We start from the raw sequence: 10,152 nt of genomic DNA on the forward strand, positions 1-10,152 counted from the left end.
GAGGTGGTCGAGGACGCCGTAGGTGACGGCGGACGGATCGGCGGAGAGGTCCTCGTAGCGGATGCGGTACGGCTGGATGCCGTAGGCCTCGAACCAGCGCTCCCATCCGGCGTTGTGCTCCTCGATGGTCCGCATGATGCGGGTGATGGCGTCACGGTCGAAGTGCGGCCGCTCACCGGCGACTTGGCCTCCCCCTCCGCTGATCTCACCCCTCCCGCCGACGAACCAGACCCCGGTCTGCTCGGCACGCAGCCAGGAGACGGCTTGGGCGAGGATGTCGTCCCGCCGCACATGCACGAACCGGACCTGCCGCCCGAACTCCCGCTCCAGCAGCCGCAGTTCATCCCCGGCGAGTTCAGGGTGCAGGCCCGCCAGCCTGCCGGCGAGTTCGGCGTGGGTGCCCCACATGAGCTTGGCCCCGAAGACCCCGTTGCCGGTCCGTCCTTCCCGTAGCGCGGCTCGCACGAACTCGCCGTAGTCCAGGGCGTGTTGGGATGTGTGCGGAATCCCCCACCGCTCGGCCCACGCCACCTCGTCCGGCGACCGGAAGTAGGCCTGCGGGTGCCCGGCGACCCCGGTGGAGTCGAGGAGGCCGAGGAGGAGGGAGCTGCCGGTTCGGGGGGTGGCGCAGATGAAGTAGGTGTCCGTGTCCTTGTCCGTCTGCTGGGTCACGGGGAACAGGGTCGGGGGTGAGGGCGTGGGCGGCAACCGAATAACGACGGTGATGATGGCGTGATCACTCCGCATCCCGGTCACCGTGCGTATCGTTGTACCGCGCGGCTGCACTTGTGTGGAGGGCGGCCGGGGAGGAGCGCCACGATGACCGTCCTTGAAGACAGGATCGCGATGGCCGAGAGCGACAACACGAGCACGCTGGACGAGATGTTCGAGCGGCTTGAGACGATGCCCGTCCCCGAGGGATACAAGGTCGAGATCGTCGAGGGGACCGTCTTCATGTCGCCGCAGAGGGACACCCACTGGGAGATCATCCTGGACATCGTCGAACAGCTGCGGACCAAGTACCCCCGGAAACGCGTGAAGTCCGACGTCCGCATCGACTACCCGGGTCATCTCAACGGATTCGCGACAGACGTGACGGCGATGGCCGAGGGCGCCGAGAAGACGGAGGACGGGCGCTGGCGCTACCAGGACGTCGAGTTCGTCGCCGAGGTCATCTCCAAGGGCACCGCCGCCAACGACTACGGTCCGAAGAAGGCCGCGTACGCCCTCGCCGAGGTCCCCGTCTACGTCATCGCCGACCCGTACCAGGGGCGTTGCCACGTCTACACCCACCCCAAGGGCGACGACTACGCGACGGAGACGAAGGTGGCGTTCGGGGACGACATGGATCTCACCGGCACCGTGGTCGGCCTCACCCTCAGCACCGCCGACTTCCCCCGCGACTGACCCCCCTTGCATAGAGCGCACTCAAAGTCGTTGGCTAAGTACTCATGAAGTACACGCAGCTCGGACGCACAGGCCTCAAGGTCAGCCGACTGGTCCTCGGCACGATGAACTTCGGACCCCAGACGAATGAGCCGGACAGCCACGCGATCATGGACGCGGCGCTGGACGCGGGCATCAACTACTTCGACACCGCCAACGTGTATGGGTGGGGCGAGAACAAGGGCCGTACCGAGGAGATCATCGGCAACTGGTTCGCGAAGAGCCCCGACCACCGCGACAAGACGGTCCTCGCCACCAAGATGTACGGCAACATGGGCCCCGAAGGCGTCCCCGCCTGGCCCAACCACGACAAGCTCTCCGCCCTCAACATCCGGCGGGCCGTGGACGCCAGCCTCAAGCGGCTCCAGACCGACTACATCGACATCTACCAGTTCCACCACGTCGACCGTGCCACCCCCTTCGAGGAGGTCTGGCAGGCGATCGACACCCTCATCCAGCAGGGCAAGATCCTCTACGTCGGTTCCTCGAACTTCCCCGGTTACAAGATCGCCCAGGCGAACGAGATCGCCGCGCGCCGCGGCGGCACCATCGGGCTCGTCAGCGAGCAGTGCCTCTACAACCTCGCCGAGCGCCGCGCCGAGATGGAGGTCATCCCGGCCGCGCAGGAGTACGGCCTCGGGGTCATCCCCTGGTCCCCGCTCCAGGGCGGACTCCTCGGCGGGGTCATCAAGAAGGAGGTCTCGGGCGGGCGCCGGGCGAGCGGCCGGGCCGCCGACACCCTCGCCAACCCCACCTCACGCGCCCAGATCCAGGCCTACGAGGACCTCCTCGACAAGCACGGCATCGAGCCCGGCGAGGCCGCCCTGGCCTGGCTCCTCACCCGCCCCGGCATCACCGGCCCGATCGTCGGCCCGCGCACCGCCGAGCAGCTCGACAGCGCGCTGCGCGCCGTAGAGCTGGACTTGAGCGAGGAACTTCTCGGGTCACTTGATGAGATCTTCCCGGGACCTGGCCCGTCACCGGAGGCCTTCGCCTGGTAATGCCGTGAGGACAGCGCCCCTTCAGGGGCGCGGGGAACTGCGCGACCAGCCACACACAGCCCGCACCCGGCAACGATCGCGCAGTCCCCTACGCCCCGTCCGTCCTCACTTACCGAGCGCAGCCGCCAGCCCCACGACAACGAACAACAGCACAAGCACACCGGCCATGATCCGGTTCCGGGTTTTCGGGTCCACGTACCCGAGCCTAACCGGCCGCCCCGAGCGGCCAGCGGGCGACCGCCTCGTACCGCGGCTGCTCCCCCGCCACCCCGGACCTCGGCAGGTCGCTGCGGACGAGGACCAGCTCGTCCACCGTCCACTCGCGGCCCGCGAAGTCGTCGAGGCGGTCGAGATACGGCCGTACGTCCACCGCGTCCCGGCTGCGTGCCACGGTGAGGTGGGCGCGGTGCCGCCGGTGTTCCCGCGCCGCCGGGGCCTCCTCGCAACGCTCCGCGAGCTGCCGCAGGGCCGCCACATCGCCCTTCACCCCGGCCCACAGCGCGCGCCCGTCACCGAACTGCCCGCCTCCGCGCACCGCCAGCCCGAACGGTTCGGTCCGGCGCGCGGTCCGCTCCAGGACGGCCGACAGTTCGGGTACGACGTCCTCGTCGACCTCGCCGTAGAAGGCGAGGGTGAGGTGCCAGCCCGGGCGGCTCGTCCAGCGGAGCGCGTCGGCACCCGGGAGGCCCCGCAACTCGCCGACGGTGGCGCCGAGTTGGGCCAGTACGTCCTCGGGCGGCAGCAGTGCCGCGAAGAGTCTCATGGGAGCAGCCTTCCACCACTGCTCAGGGTGTGTGCCCTGGACTAACCGGTCTGGTGGGCTCAGACGGTTAGTCCAGGGCACAGCCTGTTCGGATCCCTAGCCTGCTGCCATGGAGACCGACACCAGCATCAGCATCAGGGACGGCGGCCCCGACGACATCCCCGCGATACTCGGCACGCTCACCCTCACCGACTCTCCCGGGCCGTACATCGACGCCGTCGACGAGCCAGAGCGGTACGTCCATCTCCTCGCCTCCGACCGCCGGTTCAAGGGCCACGGCGTCGGCAGCGCGCTGCTCGCGCACGCGGCGGAGGTGACGCGACGGGCCGGGATCTCCCGAGGCGTTCGTCGTCGGTGAGGACCAGTGGCCGGGACAGGTGCTGGCCCGGAGGGTGTAGCCATCACCCTCCGGGCCACGCCCCCAACTCTCAGGCCGCCGCCGCCAGTTGCTCCCGCTCGCGCGGGACGAAGGCCACGCTCGGATGCCCGTGGTTCCAGTCGAACGACAGGCGCAGGCCGCCGATGCGGGCCAGGATCACGCCGATCGTGGCCGCGGCGACGGCCGCGATGACGCCGCCGAGGGCGAAGCTCACCCGGGGGCCGTAGGCGTCGGTGATCCAGCCGACGATCGGTGCGCCCACCGGCGTACCGCCCATGAAGACCATCATGAACAGGGCCATGACGCGACCGCGCATGGCCGGGTCGGTGCCCATCTGGACGGCGGTGTTGGCCGTGACGTTGACCGTCAGGCCGGCGATGCCGATCGGGATCATGAGGAGGGCGAACAGCCAGTAGGAGGGGGCGACCGCGGCCACCACCTCAAGGAGGCCGAAGGCCGCCGCCGCCGCGATCAGGACGCGTAGGCGGGTGGTTCCGCGGCGGGCGGCGAGCAGGGCGCCGATCAGGGAGCCGACCGCCATGAGTGTGTTGAAGAGGCTGTACGCGCCGGCGCCCGCGTGGAAGATGTCGTCCGCGTAGGCCGACAGCCACACCGGGAAGTTGAAGCCGAACGTGCCGATGAAGCCGACGAGGACGATCGGCCAGATCAGGTCGGGGCGGCCGGCGACATAGTGCAGGCCCTCGCGGAGCTGGCCCTTGCCGCGCGGGGCGCGCTTGACGGAGTGCAGGTCGCGGTTGCGCATGAGGAACAGGCTGGCCAGGGGCGCCACGAACGACAGGCCGTTGAAGAGGAACGCCCAGCCCGTGCCGACGCCGGTGATCATGACGCCCGCGACGGCGGGGCCGACCAGGCGGGCGGACTGGAAGTTCGCCGAGTTCAGGCTGACCGCGTTCTGTAGTTGCTCGGGGCCGACCATCTCGGAGACGAAGGACTGGCGGGCCGGGTTGTCGACGACCGTCGCGAGACCCACGGCGAAGGCGGCGACGTAGACGTGCCAGACGTGGACGTGGCCGGAGAGCGTGAGGAAGGCGAGGGCGAGGCCGGTCAGAGCCATCGCGGACTGCGTGACGAGCAGAGTGGGGCGCTTGGGCAGCCGGTCGACGAGGACACCGCCGTAGAGCCCGAAAAGCAGCATCGGCAGGAACTGGAGGGCGGTCGTGATGCCTACGGCGGCGGAGGAGCCGGTGAGGCTGAGGACCAGCCAGTCCTGGGCGATGCGCTGCATCCAGGTGCCGGTGTTGGAGACGACCTGGCCGATGAAGAACAGGCGGTAGTTCCGGATCTTCAGCGAGCTGAACATCGAGGACTTGCGTGGGGGTGCGGACAGGGAGTCGGGGGTGGCTGGCGCGGGTGCGGAGTCTGCTCCGGTTCCCGAACTCAAAAGGTCGCCTCCTCTTTCTTTTGCTCGTTCGCCGTAGAGGCGCGCGCCCCTACGGCTCACTCGCGCATAGAGCGGTTACAGGTGTGCGAGTTTCTCCAGCACGGGGGCGGCGGCGACGATCTTCGCCCACTCGTCCTCGTCGAGGCCGTCGACCAGGCCGGCCAGGAACGCGTTGCGCTTGCGGCGGCTCTCTTCGAGCATCGCCTCGGCCTGGGGGGTCTTGGTGACGACCTTCTGGCGCCGGTCCTCGGGGTGAGGCTCCAGCTGGACCAGACCCTTCGCTTCGAGCAGCGCCACGATGCGGGTCATCGAGGGCGGCTGCACATGCTCCTTGCGAGCGAGCTCGCCAGGGGTCGCGCTGCCGCAGTTGGACAGGGTGCCGAGCACCGACATCTCGGTGGGGCTCAGTGACTCGTCGACCCGCTGGTGCTTGAGTCGACGGGACAACCGCATCACGGCTGATCGCAAGGAGTTCACAGCGGCAGCGTCGTCGCCATGGGTTAGGTCCGGCATGTTCTTTAGCGTAACTCATTACTCTCCCTAAAGACCAATGCCGACACGCCGAGATGCCCGTGACCCTGGCCACTGAACCCTTCCGTCACCCATATGAGTGATCCGGGCACGGAACGTCACCCGCCGCCGGGAACCGCCCCGGACCCTCGTCTACATGGGGACCAGCGTGCTCAGCCTGCGGATAGACGGGGAGCTGCTCGAACGGCTCCGACACCATGCGGCGAAAAGGGGAATGAGCGTCCAGGACTATGTGGTCCAGACGCTCATTCGGGACGACTTCGACGAGCGGTTCCAGACCGCGGTCGAGGAGACGGAGAAGTTCTACGGGGTCACGTGACGGCTCTTTTAAAAGCGCGGATCACGTGAGACCCAGCGCCGGCATCAGGTAGTAGAACCCGAACACCGCCGCGACGACGTACATCGGCACCGGGACCTCCCGGCCCCGGCCCGCCACCAGCCGTAGCACCACGAAGGTGATGAAGCCCATGCCGATGCCGTTGGTGATCGAGTAGGTGAACGGCATCATCACCATCGTGATGAAGGCCGGGATCGCGATCGTGTGGTCGGCCCAGTCGATCTCCTTGACGGAGCCCGCCAGGATCAGGAAGCCCACCGCGAGCAGCGCGGGGGTGGCGGCCTGGGACGGGACCATCGTGGCGATCGGCGTGAGGAACAGCGCTACGGCGAAGAGCGCGCCCGTGACGACGTTCGCGAAGCCCGTGCGGGCGCCCTCGCCGACACCCGCCGTGGACTCCACGAAGCAGGTGGTCGCGGACGAGGAGCTGACACCGCCCGCGGCGACCGCGATGCCGTCGACGAAGAGCACCTTATTGATGCCGGGCATGTTGCCCTCGCCGTCGGTCAGCTTCGCCTCGTCGCTGATGCCCATGATCGTGCCCATCGCGTCGAAGAAGCACGACAGCAGGACCGTGAAGACGAAGAGGACGCCGGTCAGCACGCCGACCTTGGAGAAGCCGCCGAACAGGCTGAACTTGCCGATCAGGCCGAAGTCCGGGGTGGCTACCGGGTTTCCGGGCCACTTCGGGGTGGTCAGGCCCCAGGAGGGGATCGTCGCGACCGCGTTCACGATCACCGCGAGGACGGTCATGGTGACGATGGAGATGAGGATCGCGCCGGACACCTTGCGGACGATCAGCGCGAGGGTGAGCAGGACGCCCAGGATGAAGATCAGTACCGGCCAGCCGTCGAGGTGACCGTCGGCGCCGAGCTGGAGCGGGACGGTGGTCTGGGCGGCGTCCGGGATGCGGGAGATGAACCCGGAGTCCACGAGCCCGATCAGCATGATGAACAGGCCGATACCGATCGAGATGGCCTTGCGCAGTCCGTACGGCACCGCGTTCATCACGCGCTCACGCAGCCCGGTGGCGACCAGCAGCATCACGATCAGACCGGCCAGCACGACCATGCCCATCGCGTCCGGCCACGACATGCGCGGCGCGAGCTGGAGGGCGACGACGGAGTTCACGCCGAGTCCGGCGGCGAGCGCGATCGGTACGTTGCCGATGACACCCATGAGGAGAGTGGTGAACGCGGCCGTGACAGCCGTGGCGGTGACCAGCTGACCGTTGTCCAGGTGGTGCCCGTACATGTCCTTCGCGCTGCCCAGGATGATCGGGTTGAGCACGATGATGTACGCCATCGCGAAGAAGGTGGCGAAACCGCCCCGGATCTCGCGGGGTAGCGAGCTGCCACGCTCGGAGATCTTGAAGTAACGGTCGAGCGCGGTCGGCATTGGAGGTTCCTACGAGCAGAAGTGGACAGACGGAAACCGTTTCAGTATGAACATATGAAGACGTCAGGCGCTATCTCCGCGCGTAGACACGAGAGTGTTGCGCCGCCTCGTAAACTGCGGGCATGGCGAAGTGGACACCGACACACGAGGCACCGGAGCCCCTGGAGGGCCCGATCGTCCCGACCATCATCGGCGGCACGATCCTCTGGTTCGTCCTCTTCCTGGTACAGCTCCCCTTCTACGGCTGGTTCGACGACCACGGCCATCTGTGGTGGGTGTGGACCTGCCTGGCCGGGGCCGGGCTGGGGCTGATCGGCATCTGGTACGTCCGGGGGCGGGACGCGGCGCTCAAGCGACTGGCGGCCGAGGCTGCCACTTCGACCGATTCGACCGATTCGGCCGCGTCGACCACTTCGGCTACGGAGACCCCCTCCTCTGCTGCGGAGTGATGAGGCTTCTCTCCACCCGGGGCATCAGCCCGCCCCGCCCGCCGTCCTCCCCTGGTCGGATCTTCCGGGCACTCGGCGGGTGAAGCCGTAAATCCGCACGTACCGTCGAATGCATGACGCACACCGACGCGGGCGCCGAACTCGATCCTGTGCACCCCGTGCCCGTCCCTCCCGCACGGGCCCGTGGGCTCACCGCCGCCGGGGTCGCCGAGCGGGTGGCGCGCGGGGAGGTCAACGACGTCCCGGTGCGCAGCAGCCGTTCCCTCGGCGAGATCGTCCGCGCGAACGTCTTCACCCGGTTCAACGCGATCATCGGCGTGCTCTGGCTGATCATGCTGTTCGTGGCGCCGGTCCAGGACAGCCTGTTCGGGTACGTGATCATCGCCAACACCGGGATCGGTGTCTTCCAGGAGTGGCGGGCGAAGAAGACCCTCGACTCCCTCGCGGTGATCGGCGAGGCGAAACCGACCGTACGGCGCGACGGGGCCGCCGTGGCGGTGAGCACCTCCGAGATCGTGCTGGGTGATCTCATCGAGATCGGGCCCGGTGACAAGGTCGTGGTCGACGGGGAGTGCGTCGAGGCCGACGGCCTGGAGATCGACGAGTCGCTGCTCACCGGTGAGGCGGACCCGGTCGTCAAGCGGCCGGGGGACGCGGTCATGTCGGGGAGTTTCGTGGTCGCCGGCGGTGGCGCGTTCGAGGCGACGAAGGTGGGGCGTGAGGCGTACGCGGCCCAACTCGCCGAGGAGGCCTCCCGGTTCACGCTCGTCCACTCCGAGCTGCGGACCGGTATCTCCACGATCCTCAAGTACGTGACCTGGATGATGATCCCGACCGCGATCGGCCTGGTCATCAGCCAACTCGTCGTCAAACAGCACGGGTTCAAGGACTCCATCGCGCGGACGGTCGGCGGGATCGTCCCGATGGTTCCTGAAGGGCTGGTCCTCCTCACCTCGGTGGCCTTCGCGATCGGTGTCATCCGGCTTGGCCGGAAACAGTGCCTCGTCCAGGAACTTCCGGCCATCGAGGGTCTCGCCCGCGTCGACACGGTCTGCCTCGACAAGACGGGCACGCTGACCGAGGGCGGCATGGACGTCACCGAGCTGCGGCCGCTCGGCGGGGCCGACGAAACGTACGTACGCAAAGTCCTGGGCGCGCTCGGGGAGTCGGACCCGCGGCCGAACGCGTCGCTGAAGGCGATCATCACCGCCTATCCGGACAGCGAGGAGTGGCGGTGCGTGGAGTCGCTGCCGTTCTCGTCGGCGCGGAAGTACAGCGGGGCGTCCTTCAGCGAGGGGAACGGGGAGTCGAGTACGTGGTTGCTCGGGGCGCCCGATGTGCTTCTGGGTGCGGATGATCCCGCGCTGGAGGAGACCGGGCGGCTCAACGAGCAAGGGCTGCGGGTGCTGTTGCTGGCCCGGGTCTCCGGGGAACTGGACGATCCCGGGGTCGCGGGGGAGGCCTCGGCGACCGCGTTGGTGGTGTTGGAGCAGCGGTTGCGGCCCGACGCGGCCGAGACGCTCGCCTATTTCGCGGAGCAGGACGTGCACGCGAAGGTCATCTCCGGGGACAACGCGGTGTCCGTCGGGGCGGTGGCCGGGAAGCTGGGGCTCAGCGGGCAGGTCGTGGACGCGCGCCAACTGCCGTCGGATCAGGGGGAGATGGCCAAGCCCCTTGACGAGGGCACGGTGTTCGGGCGGGTCACTCCGCAGCAGAAGCGGGAGATGGTGGGGGCGTTGCAGTCGCGCGGGCACACCGTCGCGATGACCGGGGACGGGGTGAACGACGTCCTCGCCCTGAAGGATGCCGACATCGGGGTCTCGATGGGCTCCGGGTCCGAGGCGACCCGGGCGGTCGCGCAGATCGTGTTGCTCAACAACAGCTTCGCGACGTTGCCTTCGGTGGTCGCGGAGGGGCGGCGGGTGATCGGGAACATCACGCGGGTGGCGACGCTGTTCCTGGTGAAGACCGTGTACTCGGTGTTGTTGGCGGTGCTGGTGGTGTGCTGGCGGGTTGAATATCCGTTCCTGCCGCGGCACTTGACTCTGTTGTCCACGTTGACCATCGGGATTCCGGCGTTCTTTCTTGCGCTGGCGCCGAACAAGGAGCGAGCGAAACCGCACTTTGTGCGGCGGGTGATGCGGTACTCGATTCCGGGTGGGGTGATTGCCGGGGCGGCGACCTTCGTCACGTATCTGATCGCTCGTCACGAGTACACGGGGAAGGGGTCGTTGGCGGCGGAGACGAGTGCGGCGACGTTGACCCTGTTCCTGATCTCGATGTGGGTGCTGGCGATTATCGCGCGGCCGTACACGTGGTGGCGGATCACCCTGGTCGCCTCGATGGGGGCGGCGTTCGTGGTGGTGCTGGTTGTGCCGTGGCTTCAGCATTTCTTCGCGCTGAAGTTGGTGGGGGTGACCATGCCGTGGATCGCTGTGGGGATTGC

General features: G+C 68.1%; 11 protein-coding genes. 6 read left to right on the forward strand and 5 right to left on the reverse strand.

Annotated elements, in window-relative coordinates; all coding sequences use genetic code 11:
* Nucleotides 1–672: Stf0 family sulfotransferase (locus tag AC31A1_RS38340; protein ID WP_489657710.1), on the reverse strand; the 672-nt coding region annotated here is incomplete at its 3' end.
* Between the two features lie 147 nt (nucleotides 673–819).
* Between AC31A1_RS38340 and AC31A1_RS38345 the strand changes: the two genes are divergently transcribed.
* Nucleotides 820–1,407 (forward strand): Uma2 family endonuclease, encoded by a 588-nt coding sequence (locus AC31A1_RS38345; RefSeq protein WP_489657711.1) that lies wholly within the window; start codon nucleotides 820–822, stop codon nucleotides 1,405–1,407.
* A 44-nt stretch (nucleotides 1,408–1,451) separates the two neighbouring features.
* Nucleotides 1,452–2,447 carry an aldo/keto reductase gene (locus AC31A1_RS38350; RefSeq protein WP_489657712.1) on the forward strand — a complete coding sequence of 332 codons (996 nt, stop codon included), beginning with the start codon at nucleotides 1,452–1,454 and terminating at the stop codon, nucleotides 2,445–2,447.
* 205 nt (nucleotides 2,448–2,652) lie between these two features.
* Here the strand turns inward: AC31A1_RS38350 and thpR are convergent, their stop codons facing one another.
* On the reverse strand, nucleotides 2,653–3,210 hold the full coding sequence (thpR, locus tag AC31A1_RS38355) for an RNA 2',3'-cyclic phosphodiesterase (RefSeq protein ID WP_489657713.1): 558 nt from the start codon (nucleotides 3,208–3,210) through the stop codon (nucleotides 2,653–2,655).
* A gap of 109 nt (nucleotides 3,211–3,319) precedes the next feature.
* On the opposite strand from thpR, the gene AC31A1_RS38360 reads away from it, so the two are divergent.
* Complete coding sequence (locus AC31A1_RS38360) at nucleotides 3,320–3,568, forward strand: GNAT family N-acetyltransferase (protein ID WP_489657714.1); 249 nt, start codon at nucleotides 3,320–3,322, stop codon at nucleotides 3,566–3,568.
* Nucleotides 3,569–3,638: 70 nt separating this feature from the next.
* On the opposite strand, the gene AC31A1_RS38365 is transcribed toward AC31A1_RS38360, so the two are convergent.
* Both AC31A1_RS38365 and AC31A1_RS38370 read right to left on the reverse strand, forming a co-directional pair.
* Nucleotides 3,639–4,991, reverse strand: a complete 1,353-nt coding sequence (locus tag AC31A1_RS38365; RefSeq protein ID WP_489657715.1) for an MFS transporter — start codon at nucleotides 4,989–4,991, stop codon at nucleotides 3,639–3,641.
* Between the two features lie 75 nt (nucleotides 4,992–5,066).
* Nucleotides 5,067–5,504, reverse strand: a complete 438-nt coding sequence (locus AC31A1_RS38370; protein WP_019072529.1) for a MarR family winged helix-turn-helix transcriptional regulator — start codon at nucleotides 5,502–5,504, stop codon at nucleotides 5,067–5,069.
* Nucleotides 5,505–5,658: 154 nt separating this feature from the next.
* Between AC31A1_RS38370 and AC31A1_RS38375 the strand changes: the two genes are divergently transcribed.
* Complete coding sequence (locus tag AC31A1_RS38375) at nucleotides 5,659–5,841, forward strand: BrnA antitoxin family protein (protein ID WP_262064267.1); 183 nt, start codon at nucleotides 5,659–5,661, stop codon at nucleotides 5,839–5,841.
* A gap of 21 nt (nucleotides 5,842–5,862) precedes the next feature.
* On the opposite strand, the gene AC31A1_RS38380 is transcribed toward AC31A1_RS38375, so the two are convergent.
* Complete coding sequence (locus AC31A1_RS38380) at nucleotides 5,863–7,257, reverse strand: NCS2 family permease (RefSeq protein ID WP_489657716.1); 1,395 nt, start codon at nucleotides 7,255–7,257, stop codon at nucleotides 5,863–5,865.
* 122 nt (nucleotides 7,258–7,379) lie between these two features.
* Between AC31A1_RS38380 and AC31A1_RS38385 the strand changes: the two genes are divergently transcribed.
* Nucleotides 7,380–7,706, forward strand: a complete 327-nt coding sequence (locus AC31A1_RS38385; protein ID WP_489657717.1) for a DUF2530 domain-containing protein — start codon at nucleotides 7,380–7,382, stop codon at nucleotides 7,704–7,706.
* Nucleotides 7,707–7,819: 113 nt separating this feature from the next.
* Nucleotides 7,820–10,152 (forward strand): HAD-IC family P-type ATPase (locus AC31A1_RS38390; protein WP_489657718.1); only part of this gene is annotated, 2,333 nt, incomplete at its 3' end.

The sequence above is a fragment of the Streptomyces sp. P5F9 genome, from assembly GCF_057961495.1.

Bases quoted from the DNA above. Each gene is read 5' to 3' on its own strand.
- AC31A1_RS38370 (WP_019072529.1), bottom strand. From the start codon at position 5,504: ATGCCGGACCTAACCCATGGCGACGACGCTGCCGCTGTGAACTCCTTG.
- AC31A1_RS38360 (WP_489657714.1), top strand. From the start codon at position 3,320: ATGGAGACCGACACCAGCATCAGCATCAGGGACGGCGGCCCCGACGAC.
- AC31A1_RS38350 (WP_489657712.1), top strand. From the start codon at position 1,452: ATGAAGTACACGCAGCTCGGACGCACAGGCCTCAAGGTCAGCCGACTG.
- AC31A1_RS38375 (WP_262064267.1), top strand. From the start codon at position 5,659: ATGGGGACCAGCGTGCTCAGCCTGCGGATAGACGGGGAGCTGCTCGAA.
- thpR (WP_489657713.1), bottom strand. From the start codon at position 3,210: ATGAGACTCTTCGCGGCACTGCTGCCGCCCGAGGACGTACTGGCCCAA.
- AC31A1_RS38380 (WP_489657716.1), bottom strand. From the start codon at position 7,257: ATGCCGACCGCGCTCGACCGTTACTTCAAGATCTCCGAGCGTGGCAGC.
- AC31A1_RS38345 (WP_489657711.1), top strand. From the start codon at position 820: ATGACCGTCCTTGAAGACAGGATCGCGATGGCCGAGAGCGACAACACG.
- AC31A1_RS38385 (WP_489657717.1), top strand. From the start codon at position 7,380: ATGGCGAAGTGGACACCGACACACGAGGCACCGGAGCCCCTGGAGGGC.